Below are 17305 nucleotides of genomic sequence, written 5' to 3' on the forward strand. Positions count from 1 at the left end.
CGATCAGGATCGGCTCTCCGGATGCTCCCTTGTGAAGCGCCGCTCCGCTTCGGCCAGGTGACGCACCAGCACATGGGAGATGACGTTGACGCCGACGCCGCCGAACATCGCCGGCAACAGGTACAGCGCCACCGAGACCTGAGAGGTGAAGACCCAATCGTCGGACAGCGACGGCGTGTCCTTGGCCAGCAGCGCCAGGCTCTGCAGGAAATAGACATCGAGCCCTGCGACTGCAATCAGTGCCAGGCCCAGCAGCAGCACGTTGCGCGGCGAGATCGCATGCTTGACCAGCAACACCGCGTAGATGCCGATCGGCAGGCCGGTGGACAGCGTCACCATCAGCCAGAAGCGTAGCTCGGCGAAGACGGAATTGCTGACCGAGCTGCTCATGAGCCGTCCGGCGCGGCGGCGATCGCCGCAGTCCTGGCGTTGACCGGCTGCCAACGGCCGGCGATGTTCTTCAGCAGCTGATCGACCGCCGCCAGCTGGCGATTGCGGACGCCGAGCAGGTTGTTCTCGCTGTTCAAGGCGGCGGTCTGCGCGATCACCACGTTGAGCGCGCTGAGCGTGCCGTCCCGGTACTGGTCCAGGGTGATCTCGACATTGCGCTGGGCAGCGGCCAGCGCCTGATCCTGCAGCTGCGACTCCTGCTGCAGCTGGTCGGCGAGCACCAGGTTGTCTTCCACTTCCTGCAGCGCGGTGAGCACGGTTTGCCGATAGCTCGCCGTCGCCTGATCGGCATCGGCGCGCGCCTGGGCGCTGGCCAGCCGCCGCTGACCGCCGTCGAGGATCACTTCAGCCAGATTGGCGCCGACGGTCCAGGCGAAGTTCGGCGCGCTGATCAGGCCGGTGAGCGCATCGCCGATGTAGCCGGCCGTCGCCGACAGACTCAGGGTCGGAAACCAGGCCGCGTCGGCAACACCGATCTGCGCGTAGGCGGCGATCACACGGCGTTGCGCGGCGGCGATGTCCGGCCGGCGTTCGAGCAGGCTGGCCGGCAACTGTTCGGGCACCGGCGGTGCCGCGGGCAGCACCGCCGTGGGGTTCAGATCCAGCGCCGACGGTGGCACGCCGAGCAGCACGGCGATCGCGTGTTCAAGCTGGGCGCGCTGGGCATTCAGCTCAGCGATCTGCGCCTGCGTGGTCTTCAGCTGAGTGGTCGCCTGCAGCACATCGCTGCGGCCGGCGACGCCGCCGTCATAGCGGATCTGGGTCAGATCGAGTGAATGCTGGTAGGCCGTCGCACTGCGCTCGAACAGCGAACGCTGCGCCTCGGCGGTACGCAGGGAGAAATAGGTCTCCGCCAGGACTGCCTGGGCCGACAACTGCGCCGCAGCGAGATCGTCGGCGCTCGCCTGCAGCGATGCCGCAGCCCCGGTTTTCGCCTGCGACAAGCGTCCCCAGAGGTCCAGCTCCCAGCTGGCGGTCGCCGATACGGTGAACGGGTCCTTGCCGCGCTGGGCATCGAGGCCGGCCGACAGGCTGGGCAGGAAGGCCGTGCGGCTGGCGGCGTAGACGGCTCGCGCATTGGCGACGGCGGCGGCCGTGGCCTTGAGGTTCTCGTTGCCGATCACCAGCCGCTGTTCGAGATCGTCGAGCACCGGGTCCTGGAACAAGGTCCACCAGTCGTCGGGAATCGGCGCGCCGAGCGCGGCTGCCTTCTGCCAGTCGCCGGTTTCCTTGAAGGCGACCGGTGCCGTGACCGGCTCGGGCGGCTTGACGGCGGTCACCGCGCAGCCGGCGAGACAGCCAGCGAGCAGGGTCAGAGCGATGCCGCGAAAGTGGATACGAGGCTTCATGGGGCGGGCAGGGCCTGGGCAATGGCATGGAATGCCTGACGCGGACGGCGGCGGCGCAGACGATCGAGCAGCACGAACACCACCGGCGTGGTGTAGAGCGTCAGCAGCTGGCTGAGGATCAGGCCGCCGACGATGGCGATGCCGAGCGGCTGGCGCAGTTCGGCACCGTCGCCGCGGCCCAGCGCCAGCGGCACGGCGCCGAAGATCGCCGCGAAGGTGGTCATCAGGATCGGCCGCAGCCGCAGGCTCGCCGCGCGATAGATCGCAGCACCGGCGCTGATCGCGGACTCGCGCTGCCGGACGATGGCGACGTCGATCATCATGATCGCGTTCTTCTTGACGATGCCGATCAGCAGGATCACGCCGATCAGGGCGATGATCGAAAAGTCCCGGCCGCAGAGCATCACCGCCAGCAGCGCGCCGATGCCGGCCGAGGGCAGGGTGGAGAGAATCGTGATCGGGTGGATCAGGCTTTCGTAGAGGATGCCGAGCACCAGATAGATGGTGACGATCGCGGCCAGGATCAGCAGCGGTTGCGAGGCCAGCGATGCCTTGAAGGCGTTGGCAGTGCCGGCAAAGCTGCCGCGCACCGAAGCCGGCGGCGCCATCCGCGCCACGGCGTTGACGATCGCTTCGGTGGCGGCCGACAGCGAGCCTCCGGGCGGCAGGTTGAAGCTGATCGTCGCCGCCGGCACGCCGCTCTGATGATTGACGGCCAGCGGCGTGTTGGTGGTTTCGACCTTGGCGAAGGCCGACAGTGGCACCTGCGCACCGGTGTTGCTGGTCACGTACAGGCGCTGCAGCGTCTGCGGGCCTTCGAGGAACTGCGGCGCCAGTTCCATCACCACCCGGTACTGATTCAGCGGGTTGTAGATGACGCCGACCTGGCGCTGGCCGAAGGCATCGTTCAGGGTGCTGTCGAGATTGGCGATGGTCACGCCGAGGCGCGAGGCCGCGTCGCGGTCGATGCTCAGCGAAGTCTGCAGGCCGGTGTCCTGCTGATCGGTGCTGACGTCGGTCAGCTCCGGCAGCTGCGTCAGGGTCTTGCGGATCTTCAGCTCCCAGGTGCGCAGGGTGGCGACGTCATCGGCCTGCAGGGTGTACTGGTACTGGGCATCGGACTGCCGGCCGCCGATGCGGATGTCCTGCACCGGCACCAGGGTCAGCCGGGCGCCTGGTTCGTGGGCCAGCCGGGCTCGCAGGCGGGCGATCACCGTCTCCGCCGGCTCGCGCTCGATGCGCGGCTTCAGCGAGATGAAGAAGGTCGCCGTGTTGCGCTGGGCGCTGCTGCCGCTGCCACCACCGGTGGAGCCGATGACATTGGCCACTGCCGGATCGCTGCGGATGATCGCCATGAAGCGATCGAGCCGCTGCTGCATCAGCTGGAAGGAACTGCCCTGATCGGCCTTGACGCTGCCGGTGACCACGCCGGTGTCCTGCTCCGGGAAGAAGGACTTCGCAATGGTGCCGTACAGATAGACGTTGAGCGTGATGACTCCGATCAGCACCAGCAGCGCCAGCGGCTGATGGCGCAAGGTCCATTGCAGCGAATGGCGGTAGCGGCGTTGCAGCGTGCTCGCCAGCCGGCCTGCACGACGCGGCTTGTCGGCCGGCTTCAGCAACGCCGCCGCCAGGGTCGGCGTGGTGGTCAGCGACACCAGCATCGACACCCCGATCGCCACCGACAGCACCACCGCGAACTCGCGGAACATGCGGCCGACGATGCCGCCCATCAGCAGGATCGGGATGAACACCGCGACCAGACTCACGGACATCGAGATCACCGTAAAACCTATTTCGCGCGCGCCGAGCAAGGCCGCTGCACGCGGCGCCATGCCGCGATCCCGATGCCGGCTGATGTTCTCGGAAACGACGATGGCATCGTCGACGACGAAGCCGGTGGCCACGGTCAGCGCCATCGCCGACAGGTTGTCGAGGCTGTAGCCGAACAGGGCCATCAGGCCGAGCGTGCCGGCCAGCGACACTGGCACCGCGACCGCCGGCAGCAGGGTCGCGCGCCAGCTGCGCAGGAACAGCAACACGACGAGGATGACCAGACCGATCGAGATCGCCAGTGCCTGCTCGACCTCGTGCAGCGAAGCACGGATGGTCGGCGTGCGATCGCTGAGCACGTCGAGCTTGATCGACTGCGGAATCGAGGCCTGCAGGCGCGGCAGTAGTTCGCGCACCCGCTGCACGGTCTCGATGACATTGGCGCCCGGCTGCTTCTGCACCAGCAGCACGATCGCCGGCACGCCGTTGGCGAGGCCGTAATTGCGGATGTCCTGCACCGAGTCGCTCACCGTACCGACATCACGCAGCCGCACCGCCGCACCATCGTGATAGCTGAGCAGCACCGGCGCGAACTCGGCGGCACTGCGCGCCTGATCGTTGGCGCCGATCTGCCAGCTGCGGCCATCCAGCTCCAGCGAGCCTTTCGGCCCGTTGGCATTGGTCGCGGTCAGCGCCACCCGCACGCTGTCCAGCGAGATGCCCTTGGCGGCCAGCTTGTCGGGATCGAGTTCGACTCTCACCGCCGGCAGCGCGCTGCCGCCGATGGTTACCTGGCCAACGCCATCGACCTGCGCCAGACGCTGCGCCAGCACCGTCGACGCGGCGTCGTACATCTGGCCGCGCGACAAGGTCTGCGAGGTCAGCGCCAGGATCATCACCGGCGCATCCGCCGGGTTGACCTTGCGGTAGGTCGGATTGCTCGGCAGGCCACTGGGCAGCAAGGTGCGCGCGGCGCTGATCGCCGCCTGGACATCACGCGCGGCGCCGTTGATGTCCCGGCTGAGATCGAACTGCAGGGTGATGCTGGTGGCGCCCAGCGACGAACGCGAAGTGATCTCGCTGACTCCGGCAATGCTGCCCAGCGCCCGCTCCAGCGGCGTCGATACGGTCGCCGCCATGGTGTCGGCGCTGGCGCCTGGCAGCGAAGCGCTGACCGAGATGGTCGGAAAATCGACTTGCGGGAGCGAGGCGATCGGCAGCAGGCGATAACCGAGCACGCCGGACAGCGCCACCGCCAGGGTGATCAGCGTGGTCGCTACCGGTCGGGCAATGAACGGCGCGGAAATGTTCATGACACGGTGGCCGGCCCCAGCCCCGACCGCGGCTGCCGCGTCTTCAGGCGCTGTGCCAGGCGAGAGAAGCCGAGGTAGATGACCGGCGTCGTGAACAGCGTCAGCAACTGGCTGACGATCAGGCCGCCGACCAGGGTCACGCCGAGCGGATGGCGCAGCTCATGGCCGACGCCGCCACCGAGCATCAGCGGCAGCGCACTGAACAGCGCCGCCATCGTGGTCATCAGGATCGGCCGGAAGCGCAGCAGGCAAGCCTGGTGAATCGCTGCACGTGGCGCCTTGCCTTCCTCGCGCTCGGCGTACAAGGCGAAGTCGATCATCATGATCGCGTTCTTCTTGACGATGCCGATCAGCAGCACGATGCCGATGATGCCGATCACGCCGAGATCCTGGCCGTCGAGCAGCAGCGCCAGCAGCGCGCCGAGGCCGGCGGAGGGCAGGGTCGACAGGATGGTCAGCGGATGGATGAAGCTTTCGTAGAGCACGCCGAGGACGATGTACATGGTCACCACGGCGGCGAGCACCAGCAGCAGGGTGCTCGACAGCGACGCCTGGAACGCCGCCGCCGCGCCCTGGAAACTGGTCTCGACGCTGACCGGCAGATCGAGCTTCGCTTCCTCGGCCTTGATCGCGTCGACGGCCGCACCGAGTGCCGCACCCGGCGCCAGGTTGAACGACACGGTCGCCGACGGGAACTGCGCGACATGGTTGATGGCGAGTGCCGCCGGCTGCTCGACGATGCGGGCCACCGAACTCAGCGGCACCTGCACGGGGGTGGTGGTGCCATCGGCAGCGGTGGTGGCGCCTGGCACGTAGAGCGACTGCAGCGCCTGCGGCCCGCGCTGGTAGTCGGAGGCCACTTCCAGCACCACGCGGTACTGGCTGCTCTGCGTGTAGATGGTCGAGATCAGCCGCTGGCCGAAGGCGTTGTAGAGCGCCGTGTCGATCGCGGCGACGGTGACGCCGAGCCGGCCGGCCGCCTCGCGGTCGATCTGCACATAGGCCTGCAGGCCCTGGTCCTGGAGATCGCTGGCGACATCGGCCAGCTGTGGCAGCGTCTTCAGGCGCGCCAGCAGGCGGCTGGTGGCACTGGCCAGATCCTCGTTGCTCGGCGAACTGAGCAGGAACTGGTACTGGGTCTTGGAGACCCGATCTTCGATGGTCAGGTCCTGCACCGGCTGCATGTAGGCGGTGACACCCGGCACCTTGGCCGTTGCCACGCTCAGCCGGCGAATCACCTCCGAAGCCGAGGCATCGCGCTCGGCGAACGGCTTCAACGTGATCTGCATGCGCCCGGTGTTGAGGGTCGGATTGGCGCCGTCGATGCCGATGAACGAGGTGAGGTGATCGACATCCGGATCTTTCAGGATCGCATCGGCAACCGCCTGCTGGCGCTCGGACATCGCCTCGAACGAAGTGGTCTGCGTCGCTTCGGTGATCACCTGGATCAGGCCGGTGTCCTGCACCGGAAAGAAGCCCTTGGGCACCGCCAGGTAGAGCAGGGCAGTGATCGCCAGCGTTGCCACGAACGCCAGCAGCGTTGCTCGCGGTCGATCGAGCACCCAGTCCAGCGCGCGGCCATAGGTGGCGATCAGGCGCTCGAACAGTCCTGGTTTCTTCGCGATCGTATCGGGCTGGTGATGCGCGGCAGCAGGCTTGAGCAGGTAGGCGCTCATCATCGGCGTCAGGGTCAGCGAGATGAATGCCGAGATCAGGATCGCCACCGCCAGGGTGATCGCGAACTCGTGGAACAGGCGGCCGACCACATCACCCATGAACAGCAGCGGGATCAGCACGGCGATCAGCGACACGGTCAGCGAGATGATCGTGAAGCCGATCTGCCGGCTGCCTTTCAAGGCGGCTTGCCGCGGCGTATCGCCCAGCTCGATGTAGCGGGCGATGTTCTCGATCATCACGATCGCGTCGTCGACGACGAAGCCGGTGGCGATGGTCAGCGCCATCAGGGTCAGGTTGTTGATCGAGAAACCGGCCAGGTACATCACGCCGAAAGTGCCGACCAGCGACAGCGGCACTGCCACGCTGGGAATCAGCGTCGCCGGCACGCTGCGCAGGAACAGGAAGATCACCATCACCACCAGGCCGATCGCCAGCAGCAGCTCGAACTCGGTGTCGTCCACCGAGGCGCGGATGGTGGTGGTGCGGTCGGCGATGATCTGCACATCGAGCGCCGACGGCAGCGAAGCCTGCAGCCGCGGCAGCAGCGCCTTGACCCGGTCGACGGTCTCGATGACGTTGGCGCCAGGCTGCCGCTGCACGTTGAGGATCACGCCCGGCAAACGATCGGCCCAGGCCGCGAGCAGACGGTTCTCGGCGTCATCGACGACCTGTGCGACATCGGTCAGCCGCAACGGCCGGCCATCCTTCCAGGCCAGGATCAGGTTCTTGTACTCGGCGGCCGAGCGCAGCTGATCGTTGGCATCGATGGTCGACGCGCGCTGGGCGCCGTCGAAGCTGCCCTTGGCCTGATTGACGTTGGCGGTGGTGATCGCAGTCCGCACGTCGTCCAGCGACATGCCCAGCGAGGTGAGCTTGCTCGGGTCGGCCTGGATGCGCACCGCCGGCCGCTGGCCACCGGCGATCGAGACCAGACCGACGCCGGTGAGCTGGGAAAGCTTGGGCGCGAGGCGGTTCTCGGCGAGATCGTGGACCTGGGTCACCGGCAATGACTTCGAGGTGATCGCCAGGGTCAGGATCGGTGCATCGGCGGGATTGACCTTGGCGTACACCGGCGGCACCGGCAGATCGTCCGGCAGCAAGCTGGTGGCGGCATTGATCGCCGCCTGCACTTCCTGCTCGCCGATATCCAGCGCCAGGCCCAGCGAGAAGCGCAGGGTGATCAGCGAAGCGCCACCGGAGCTGGTGCTGGTCATCTGGCTCAAGCCCGGCATCTGCCCGAACTGCCGCTCCAGCGGCGCGGTGACCGTGGTGGCGATGACATCCGGGCTGGCACCGGGATAGAGCGTGGTGACCTGGATCGTCGGGTAATCGACTTCCGGCAGCGCCGACAGCGGCAGCAGGCGATAGGCCAGCAAGCCGCTGAGCAGGATCGCGACCATCAGCAGCGAGGTGGCGACCGGACGCTCGATGAACAGACGGGAGGGATTCATCGTCGGCGGCTCAGTTCGGGCTGGCAGTACCCGAGGCGGGAGATGCCTTGGCGTGGCGATGCGGATGGTCGCCGGTAGTGGCGGCGGCGGGATTCGCGGCCGGATCGGCGCCGCCGATCACGTCCACTTTCGAGCCTTCATGCAGGCGATCGACGCCATCGACCACCACCTGCTCGCCGGCTTCCAGCGGGCCGGTGACGGCGACCTGATCACCATCGACCGCGCCTTGCACCACCGGCCGGACGCTGACCGTCTGGTCCGGTCCCAGCGCGTAAACGTAGAAGCCCTTGGCACCGCGCTGCACGGCAGCCTGCGGCACTACCAGCGCGTCCTTCAGCACGTCCAGCTGCAGGCGCACGCTGACCGCCTGATTGGGGAACAGTGCATCGTCATCGTTGGCGAACAGCGCCTTGACCCGGATCGTGTCGGTGCTGGCATCGATCGCGTTGTCCAGGGTATCGACCCGGCCGACGGCGAGCCGCTGCCGACCGGCGCTGTCCCAGACTTCGACCGGAATCGCCTGCTTGCCGCGCAGCTGCTGCATCAGCGCGGTGACGTTCACGGCCGGCACCGCGAAAGTCAGGGTGATCGGACGGGTCTGGGTGATGCTGACGATGCCGTTCGGATCGCCGGGCTGGACCAGGTTGCCGAGATCGGCCTGCTTCAGGCCGGCGCGGCCGCTGATCGGCGCCACCACCCTGGCGTAGGTGAGCTGCAGGCGTGCCGTCGCCAGCGCAGCCTCATCGACCTGGGTGGTGCCTTCCAGCTGGTGGACGAGGGCTTCCTGGGTATCGAGCTGCTGCTTCGGAATCGCATCCTTGCTGAACAGATCCCGATAGCGAAGCAGATCGACCTGGGCACCGGCGAGCTGCGCCTTGTCCCGCGCCAGCGCGCCATCGGCCTGCTGGGCGGCGGCGGCGAACGCGCGCGGATCGATCTGGGCGATCGGCTGGCCGGCTTCCACCTGCTGGCCTTCGCGAAAATTCAGGCTCTGCAGCACGCCACTGACCTGAGCACGGACGACGGCCGTGTTCGAGGCCGCCATGCTGCCGATCGCGGCGACCATCACCCGCACGTCCTGACGCCGAACTGGTGCCGCGGAAACCGCCTGCGCCGGGCCACCGCCGTGATGACCTGCTGTGGCGCCAGCAGCGTCATCGGCCGGAGCACGTGACGACCAGGCCCACAGGCCACCGCCGGCCGCGATCAGCAGCACGACGACCAGAAGTCGGGGCAGGGAGAGGAGGGGGCCTGCGTTCTTGCGCATGATTCCGGGTCGAGTTGGTGAGCGGCCATGCCTTCCTGCAGGCCTTGCCAGCGCAGATTGACTGCGGCAAGGCTCAGGGGTGTTTCAGATGACCGGGCGGACTGTTGCAAATGACATCCGCCGTCACGGCCGTCACACCGCTGGATGCCGGGGAGTGCGAAACTTCCGGCCATCGAAGGGAACAATCGGAATCTATGACTCCAATCCAGATGGAGCGCTTGTCGTCGTGGGGCCAACGCTGGCGCCACTGGTTGCTGGGTGGTTTTGTCGTGCTGGTGGCCGCGCTGCTGTTCGAGGCGCTGCGTCACCTGATGGCGGAGATGAGCTACGCGGAAGTGATCCAGGCGGTGCAGGACACGCCGCCGCGGGCGATGGCGCTGGCGGTGCTGGCCACGGCGCTGAGCTATCTGGCGCTGACCGGCTACGACCATTCCTCGCTGCGCTATGTCGGTGCCAAGGTCGCTTATCCGGTGGTCGCCAAGACCGCGTTCATCGCCTATGCGCTGGCCAATACCATCGGCCTCGGCGTGCTGACCGGCGGCGCGGTGCGCATGCGCCTGTACGGTGCGGCCGGGGTTGAGGCTGGCCAGATTTCTCGCGCCATCGCGTTCAATGCCGCGGCCTTCGGCATCGGCGTGACCGTGGTCGGCGCCGCTGCGCTGCTCTGGGGCGCCGCCTCGGTGGCGCCGGTCGCCCATCTTCCGGTGCTGGCCTTGCGGGTGATCGCCGCGCTGATCCTGGCTGCTGCCGCAGGGCTGCTGCTGCGCTGTTTCCAGTACGAGACGCAGCCTGCTGGAGAAGCCAGCACGCGACGCCTACCGTCGGGCCCGCTGGCCGTGCAGCAGCTGCTGTTCTCGGCACTCGACATCGCCGCGTCGGCGGCCGTGCTCTGGTTGCTGCTGCCAGCGGGTGCGGTCGGCTTTCCGGCCTTCGTCGGCTTCTACGCGATCGCCACCGTGCTCGGCATCATCAGCCATGTGCCCGGCGGCCTCGGTGTCTTCGAGGCGATCATGCTGGTGGCGCTCGGCGGCCACGTGCCGACCGAAACCCTGGCCGGCGCGCTGGTGCTCTATCGGGTGATCTATTACCTGCTGCCGCTGCTGGTGGCGCTAGGCCTGCTGGTGATCTCGGAATTGCAGCGCGGCGTCGCGGCACCGGTGACCCGTGCCGCGGCCGGTCTGGCACCGCTGCTGCTGGCGGCCTACAGCCTGGTGATCGGCGTGCTGCTGCTGGTATCCGGCGTCACACCGGCGACCGACGCCGCAACCGAGCTGCTGTCCCTGCACGTGCCGCTGCCGCTGGTCGAAGCCGCGCACTTCCTCGGCAGCATCGCCGGCCTGGGCCTGCTGTTCGTGGCGCGCGGCATGCTGCTTCGTCTCGATGCCGCCTGGTGGGCCGGTCTGGTCCTCGCAGCCGTGAGTCTTGTGCTGTGCCTGCCGAAGGGCATTGCCTTGTCGGAAGCGACGCTGCTGAGCGTGCTGGTGGCCGCGCTGGCGCTTTCGCGCAAGCAGTTCACCCGCAAGGCTTCGCTGCTGGCGCAGCCGTTCACCGGTGGCTGGCTGCTATCGGTCGGCGCCATTCTGGCGGCGCTCACCGGGCTGCTGTTCTTCGCCTATCAGGACGTCGAATACCGCCGCGATCTGTGGTGGCAGTTCGAGTTCGATGGCCATGCGCCGCGTTCCCTGCGGGCCTTGGTCGCCGTGGCGCTGGTGGCGCTGGCCATTGCCGTGCGCCAGCTGCTGCGGCCACCGCAGCGCAAGCTGGTGAAGACCGATGAAGCCTCGTTGTCGAACGCCGAGGCGATCATCCGCCAGCAGGATTCGGCCGATGCCTGCCTGGCATTGATGGGCGACAAGCAGCTGCTGTTTTCCGAATCCGGCAAGGCCTTCGTGATGTTCGGCCGTCATGGCCGTTCCTGGGTGTCGCTGTTCGATCCGGTCGGTCCTCAAAGCGAATGGCCGGAGCTGGTCTGGCGCTTCCTGGAGCGCGCCCGTGAATCCGGTGGCCGCGCCTCGTTCTATCAAGTGCGGCCGCAGACCTTGCCGGCTTATCTCGATGCCGGCCTGCGTGTCTTCAAGCTGGGCGAGGACGCCCATGTGTCCTTGCCGGATTTCTCGCTGAAGGGGAAGGCACGCGCCAATCTTCGCCAGGGCGTCAATCGCGCCGAGCGCGAAGGCCTCAGCTTCGAGGTGATCCCGGTGATCGGCGTGCCGCAGGTGATGGCCGAGATCAAGGCGATCTCCGATGCCTGGCTCGGCGAGCACAACACCGCCGAGAAAGGCTTTTCGCTCGGCGCCTTCGACGAAGCCTACGTGCGACGTCAGCCGGTGGCGGTGGTACGCCAGGGCACGCGGGCCGTGGCCTTCGCGACCCTGATGGCGACCGAGCGCAGGATCGAGGCCTGCGTCGATCTGATGCGCCATCTGCCGGATGCGCCGCGCGGCTCGATGGACTACCTGTTCGCGCAGCTGATGCTGCATTTCCAGGCCCAGGGCTTCCTGCGCTTCGGCCTGGGGATGGCGCCGTTGTCCGGCATGGCCGAACATCCGCTGGCGCCCAACTGGCACCGTCTCGGACGCTTGCTGTTCTCGCATGGCGAGCACTTCTACAACTTCCAGGGACTGCGGGCGTTCAAGGAAAAATTCGATCCGGTCTGGGAGCCGCGCTACCTCGCTTCACCGGGGGGCGTGACGCCGCTGATCGTGCTGACCGACACTGCCGCGCTGATCAGCGGCGGTCTGAGAGGAGTCATTGGCAAATGAGGCAGATGAAAGGGTTGCTGCGCGCGCTGGTCATCGGCGGCTTGCTGCTGAGCGGGCCGCTATACGCGCAGGAGAAGGTTTCCCACGGCCGCTTCAAGGACGTGACGCTTTACAAGCCGAAGGGTGAGGTCAAGTCCTTCGTGCTGTTCCTGTCCGGCGATGCCGGCTGGGACAAGAATGTGACCAACATGGCGCAGGCCCTGGTCGACGAAGGCGCGATGGTGGCCGGCATCAGCATGCCGCAGCTGGTCGGCGATCTCGAAAAGGACGGCGACCAATGCGTGTTCCCGGACGGCGATCTGGAGAACCTGTCGCACTACCTGCAGGGCTACGCGAAGTTGTCGACCTATTTCACGCCGACGCTGGTCGGCTATTCCTCCGGTGCCACCCTGGCCTACGCGATGGCGGTGCAGGCGCCGGTCGGCACCTTCGCCGGTGCCATCTCGCTAGCCTTCTGTCCGGATCTCGAAATCCGCAAACCGTTGTGCAAGGGCGAGGACGTGCAGTTCACGCGGCGCAAGAATGGCAAGGGCGTCGACCTGTTGCCGACCAAGAAACTGCGCGTGCCCTGGATCGCGCTGGCGGGCGATATCGATCAGGTCTGCAAGGCCAAGCCGACCCGTGACTTCGTCGTCCAGGTGCCGGGCGCCGAACTGGTCACCTTGCCCAAGGTCGGCCATGGCTTTTCGGCTCCCGCCAACTGGTTGCCGCAGTACCTCGGCGCCTATCGTTCCATGACCAAGAAGCAGGTCGCCGAGGCACCGCCACCACCGCCGCCGAGTCTCGGTGATCTGCCGATCGTCGAAGTCGCGTCCACCGTTCCCGGCGATACCTTCGCCGTGCTGCTGTCCGGCGATGGGGGCTGGGCAGGGCTGGACAAGGAGGTGGCCGATGCGTTGTCGGCGAAAGGCATTCCGGTCGCCGGCCTCGATTCGCTGCGCTACTTCTGGACCCCGCGAACGCCGCAGGGCCTGGCCACCGATCTTGATCGGGTGCTGCGCTTCTACGCCGCCCACTGGAAGCGATCCAAGGCGCTGCTGATCGGCTATTCGCAGGGTGCCGATGTGCTGCCGTTCGCCGTCAACCGTCTGCCGACGGCGTCGAAGCAGCTGGTCGTCGAGACCGTGCTGATGGGCCTCGGCGAAAAGGCCGCGTTCGAGTTTCATCTCGGCAACTGGGTCGGCGACGATGATGGCGGCACGCCGATCCTGCCGGAGGCCAGCAAACTGAGCGCGTCTTCGGCGCTGTGCCTTTACGGGCAGGATGAAGATGATTCGCTGTGCCCGAAGATTCCGCCCGGGCATGTCCGCGCCATCTCGCTGGCCGGCGGCCATCACTTCGATGGCGACTACGACAAGCTGGTGGAACTGATCCTGTCGAACGCCAAGTAAGTCGGGCATCGATCCCGAACCGCAGCGTCAGCCATGACGCTGCGGTTCGAAGACACTGCCCATGTTTCAAATGTAATGACCGGAACGGCAGATGAAATCAGCCGTTCCAGATCGCCGCCCAGCATCCACTCACGAGTGGGATGCCGGCGGAACCCCGCAGGTGGTCTCCCTCGTGATTGCCATGCCGGCCTGCTTGGCGCGGCATGGCTCATTCACTTGCACTCTGGAGAGCCAGCCATGCGCGTCTTTCATCGTCATCACCTCGTCGCCGCCCTGATCCTCGTTTCCGGGTCGGTGTTCGCTGAAGCCAGCATCGACGAGGTGTATCGGACGGCGGCCGCGGGGCATCTGTCCGAAGCCCAGTCGATGATGCAGGAGGTACTCAAGGCGCATCCGGACAGCGCCAAGGCGCACTTCGTCGAAGCGGAGCTGCTGATCCGCCAGAACCAGACCAATGCCGCGCGCGCCGAACTCGCCAGAGCGACCTCGATCGATCCCGGCCTGGCCTTCGCCAAGCCGCAGGCGGTGGAAGCCTTGAAGACCAGCCTTGGTGCCTCACGCGAGAATCGTTCGGTTCAGGCTTCAGGCCCAGCGACCTCGCACGGCATGAGCTTCTGGTTCTGGCCGCTGGCCGTCGGCCTGCTGATCGCGGCCCTGATGTGGAAGCTGGGCCGCAATCGCGGCTTCAGTCCGGCACCTGCTGCCCGCATGGCCACGCCTTATGGCGAAACGCCGTCGCCTGCGTACGGCCCAGCAGCGCCTGCGGCCGCGCCCGGTGTTGGCTCGGGATTGCTCGGCAGTCTCGCGACCGGCGCTGCGATCGGTGGCGGCATGGTGGCCGGCGAGATGCTTGTGCATCGCTTGCTTGATGGCCCGTCCGAACGTGGTGGCGGCTATGCACCGGTCAACAATGATCGGGATCGCTTCCAGGATCAGACGCCGGCAGATCCGACGATGGGCGGTCAGGACTTCGGCATCGACAATTCCAGCAGCTGGGATGACGACAGCAGCAGGAGCGATGACAGCGGCTGGTAGATCAGATCAAGGCCAGGCGCACCGCGGCGGCCACCGCTGCGCCTCGACTGCCGACCGCCAGCTTGCTGTAGATGTTGTGCAGATGCCATTTGATGGTCGGCACCGATACCAGCAGCGCGTCCGCCAGCTTCTGATTGGTCAATCCAGCCTGCAGGAGACGGAGCAGTTCGATCTCACGACTCGTCAGTGATTCGACTGTCTCCGTCGCAGCTCTAGCGGGGAAGGCTTCTTCTGTATGAATGGCTCCACGGTCACCGCGGAGATTCGATGCCAGCCACTGCTGCAGATCGAGCAGCGGCTTGAGGTCTTGCGTTGAGGCATCGGCTCGCCGCTCACTGATGAAGGCCAGCACCGGTAGCAGCGGACGGCCCGCGGCGAAGATCGGATAAGCGTGGAACTCTGCCGCTGCGGCAGACAGTGCGCGATTGAGCTGGCGCGCGGCTTCCTTCTGCTGGCCGAGATCCCATAGTGCAATCGCGCGGTGCGTGGTCACGGTCAAAAAAAATCCGCCGCAGGATTCGGCGCCGCGCGTCTGTTGCAGCGTGGTCAGCAGGCGTAGCGCCGACTTCGCGTCGCCGTAGGCCAGCTTGAAGCGCGCCTCCATCAGCTTCAGCGCATCCCGCTGTGCGCGCGAAGCAATGTCGTTGCCGGATTCAGCATCAAGCAGCCGGGTGCGCCGTGCCGTCGCAGCCGCGCCGGTGATATCGCCGGCGGTGATTTGCAGCGAGGCTTCCTCCTGGGCGAGTGCCAGGTAGAGCCTGCGGTGTTGTTCGCGCAAGGCCGCATCCTGGCCTTCCTGCAATACCTGGACGGCGAGATCCAGCCGGTTCCGAGAAGCGTGCAGCCTTGCTTCGTTGCGCAGCGCCACAAGCTGCGGTTCCACCGGGCCGAAGATTTCCTTGAAGGCGCGGCCCATCTCGATATGGGTCATGGCGCGATCGAAGTCGCAATGCTGGACGGCAATCTCTGCATCCAGCAGCGCCGATAGCCCGGCGACGTAACTCTGCTGTCCGAGGCCGAGACCTTGAGAGTCCCGGTGCACGCGTTGACCCAGGCTGCTGGCGGCCCGCAGCTGGCCGAGTTCGACGTCGATCATGCCGTGCAGGAAATCGCCCCAGGCAGACAGATAAGCCGCGTCGGCACGGTGACCCTGCTCGTGCGCCGAAAGTGCGTATTCGCGGCTGCGCTCGAAATTGCGCAGCGCGAAGTAGCCATAGCTGAGGCAATTCGACAGTGTCGCGATCAGGAAGGGCTCGGTTCCCGGCACTTGGGCAAACAGTGCAGTAGCGCGTGTCAAGCAGTCGTCGATGTCATCCGAGCAAGCCTTGGTGGCGGCCTGCACGGTATGCGCCCAGAGCAGCCAGCGATCGCGCTCGCTCGTCGACAAGTCCCAGGCACGCGGCTGTTCCGCCGACAGCAGATCGATCGCCCGCTGAGACACTTCCATTGCCCGTGTCGTGTCTCTGGAAAAGGCGCAGGACCAGGCATGGCTCAGCAGAATCTCGGGCCTGCGCGTGTGGAACTCGACCGGCAACAGGCGTATCCAGTCACGCACGGTGTAGTGATCGCCACGAAACAATGAGGCGCGTATCGCGTGGTGCGCGATCAAGTCAGCGGCCAGCTCGAAGTGTTCGGCGTCGAGCGCATAGCGGATGGCCTCGGTCGGATAGCCGTTGACCTCACACCATTGGGCGGCGCGAAAGCAGGCGTCGCGGTAGCCCGCTGGATCGATCTTGCGAAATGCGTGCTGGAGAAATTCAGCGAACAGGTGGTGATAGCGGTACCACTGACCTTCGCGATCGAGCGCGATCAGAAACAGATTGGCCTGGCCGATGTAATCGAGCATCGCCTGGGCATCGCCCTGTTGTGTGGCTGCCGCGCAAAGATCGGCGCGCATCCGCCGCAACGGCGAGGTTTGCAGCAGGAAAGAGCGAACATGCTCGGGCTGCGCTTGGAGCACGGACTCCACCAGGTAGCGCGTCAAGTCGAGATCGCGGCCGGAGAAGGTGCTGATCAGTTCTGCCGCCGGTCCCTTGTGCCGGCGTAGCGCCAGAGCCGCCAACTGCACGCCAGTGGGCCAGCCTTCGGTGGAATCGATCAGCGATTGCAGATCGCTGCTCGACAGTTGCAGCTGGTGATAACGGCTCAGGAACTCCTCGGCTTCCGAGCTGCTGAAGTTGAGATCCTCCTGACCAATCTCGGTGACCAGGCCGGATACCAGCAGCTTCGCCAGATGAAGCGGGAGCCGATGCCGGCTCGCGATCACCAGGGAAAGATGGTGCGGCAGATGCGCGGCGAGGCGATCGAGGAAGCGCAGGATTCCGGGGTCGGAGAGGTGCTGGAAGTCGTCGAGAAAAATGGCGCCCGGTGTCGACAATGCACTCAGACGGTTGCCGAGACGGTCGAACAGCGTGTCGTAGTCGCGCACCGGATTGGCACCGAGCGCGGTCAGCTCGTCTCGGGCAAATCCGGGTTCGATGGCTTGCAGCGCGCTGATGAAGTAAAGCGCGAAGGTGGCTGGATCGTTGTCTTCGGCATCCAGACCCAGCCAGGTCGCCGCAACTTGTTGCTCGACGAAAGCGTGATGCAACTCGGTCATCAGGTTCGACTTGCCGGAGCCCGCCGGTGCGACGATGACGATCAGCCTGCGCAGTGGCAGCCCGTCAACCGCCCTGGCCACGAAGCCTGCCCGCGAGATGGCACGCGGGTCCTGCATCGGCGGTGCCAGCTTGCTGGCGATCAGGCCCTCGTGCAGTGCGCCCAGGTCGGGCTGTGTCATCTGGCTGTTCATCGGAAGCCTGGGGCGGGGTCACGGATCATAGGAGGCCATCGTCGCC

Annotated in this window: 9 protein-coding genes; 3 read left to right on the forward strand and 6 right to left on the reverse strand. The window is 66.4% G+C overall.

The genetic code is table 11. The annotated features are described in order from the left end of the window. Positions 1 to 3: 3 nt before the first annotated feature. Genes G513_RS0106490 through G513_RS21725 form a run of 5 tightly spaced genes read right to left on the reverse strand, consistent with a single transcriptional unit; the run spans position 4 to position 9229 of the window. Positions 4 to 390 (reverse strand): hypothetical protein, encoded by a 387-nt coding sequence (locus G513_RS0106490; protein WP_022976015.1) that lies wholly within the window; start codon positions 388 to 390, stop codon positions 4 to 6. Next, entirely contained in the window at positions 387 to 1799 is a 1413-nt protein-coding gene (locus tag G513_RS21720; RefSeq protein WP_022976016.1) for an efflux transporter outer membrane subunit, read from the reverse strand. The genes G513_RS0106490 and G513_RS21720 overlap by 4 nt, the downstream gene beginning before the upstream one ends. Next, on the reverse strand, positions 1796 to 4885 hold the full coding sequence (locus G513_RS0106500) for an efflux RND transporter permease subunit (RefSeq protein ID WP_022976017.1): 3090 nt from the start codon (positions 4883 to 4885) through the stop codon (positions 1796 to 1798). Before G513_RS0106500 ends, G513_RS21720 begins: the two co-directional genes overlap by 4 nt. Next, positions 4882 to 8013, reverse strand: coding sequence for an MdtB/MuxB family multidrug efflux RND transporter permease subunit (locus G513_RS0106505; protein ID WP_022976018.1), 3132 nt, complete (start codon positions 8011 to 8013; stop codon positions 4882 to 4884). The genes G513_RS0106500 and G513_RS0106505 overlap by 4 nt, the downstream gene beginning before the upstream one ends. A 10-nt stretch (positions 8014 to 8023) precedes the next feature. Beyond that, complete coding sequence (locus G513_RS21725; protein ID WP_022976019.1) at positions 8024 to 9229, reverse strand: efflux RND transporter periplasmic adaptor subunit; 1206 nt, start codon at positions 9227 to 9229, stop codon at positions 8024 to 8026. Positions 9230 to 9474: 245 nt separating this feature from the next. Here G513_RS21725 and mprF point away from each other — a divergent pair, with 245 nt between their 5' ends. The 3 genes from mprF (at position 9475) to G513_RS0106525 (ending at position 14468) form a co-directional block, all read left to right on the forward strand. Continuing rightward, complete coding sequence (gene mprF, locus G513_RS0106515; RefSeq protein WP_245563069.1) at positions 9475 to 12042, forward strand: bifunctional lysylphosphatidylglycerol flippase/synthetase MprF; 2568 nt, start codon at positions 9475 to 9477, stop codon at positions 12040 to 12042. Then, positions 12039 to 13433: an AcvB/VirJ family lysyl-phosphatidylglycerol hydrolase gene (locus tag G513_RS0106520; RefSeq protein WP_156891438.1), complete on the forward strand. Its 1395-nt coding sequence runs from the start codon at positions 12039 to 12041 to the stop codon at positions 13431 to 13433. Before mprF ends, G513_RS0106520 begins: the two co-directional genes overlap by 4 nt. A gap of 237 nt (positions 13434 to 13670) precedes the next feature. Continuing rightward, the gene (locus G513_RS0106525) at positions 13671 to 14468 is read left to right on the forward strand and encodes a tetratricopeptide repeat protein (protein ID WP_022976022.1); all 798 of its coding nucleotides are present in this window, start codon (positions 13671 to 13673) and stop codon (positions 14466 to 14468) included. 1 nt (position 14469) lies between these two features. Here G513_RS0106525 and G513_RS0106530 read toward each other — a convergent pair whose 3' ends face one another. Further along, positions 14470 to 17247 carry a winged helix-turn-helix domain-containing protein gene (locus G513_RS0106530; protein ID WP_169560528.1) on the reverse strand — a complete coding sequence of 926 codons (2778 nt, stop codon included), beginning with the start codon at positions 17245 to 17247 and terminating at the stop codon, positions 14470 to 14472. Between the last annotated feature and the right edge of the window lie 58 nt (positions 17248 to 17305).

The organism is Nevskia ramosa DSM 11499, assembly GCF_000420645.1.
Lineage (GTDB): Bacteria > Pseudomonadota > Gammaproteobacteria > Nevskiales > Nevskiaceae > Nevskia > Nevskia ramosa.

What these genes read in the sequence shown, in the direction of transcription:
- mprF (WP_245563069.1), top strand. Translation starts at nt 9,475, where the DNA reads ATGACTCCAATCCAGATGGAGCGCTTGTCGTCGTGGGGCCAACGCTGG.
- G513_RS21720 (WP_022976016.1), bottom strand. Translation starts at nt 1,799, where the DNA reads ATGAAGCCTCGTATCCACTTTCGCGGCATCGCTCTGACCCTGCTCGCT.
- G513_RS0106520 (WP_156891438.1), top strand. Translation starts at nt 12,039, where the DNA reads ATGAGGCAGATGAAAGGGTTGCTGCGCGCGCTGGTCATCGGCGGCTTG.
- G513_RS0106490 (WP_022976015.1), bottom strand. Translation starts at nt 390, where the DNA reads ATGAGCAGCTCGGTCAGCAATTCCGTCTTCGCCGAGCTACGCTTCTGG.
- G513_RS0106525 (WP_022976022.1), top strand. Translation starts at nt 13,671, where the DNA reads ATGCGCGTCTTTCATCGTCATCACCTCGTCGCCGCCCTGATCCTCGTT.
- G513_RS0106500 (WP_022976017.1), bottom strand. Translation starts at nt 4,885, where the DNA reads ATGAACATTTCCGCGCCGTTCATTGCCCGACCGGTAGCGACCACGCTG.
- G513_RS0106530 (WP_169560528.1), bottom strand. Translation starts at nt 17,247, where the DNA reads ATGACACAGCCCGACCTGGGCGCACTGCACGAGGGCCTGATCGCCAGC.
- G513_RS0106505 (WP_022976018.1), bottom strand. Translation starts at nt 8,013, where the DNA reads ATGAATCCCTCCCGTCTGTTCATCGAGCGTCCGGTCGCCACCTCGCTG.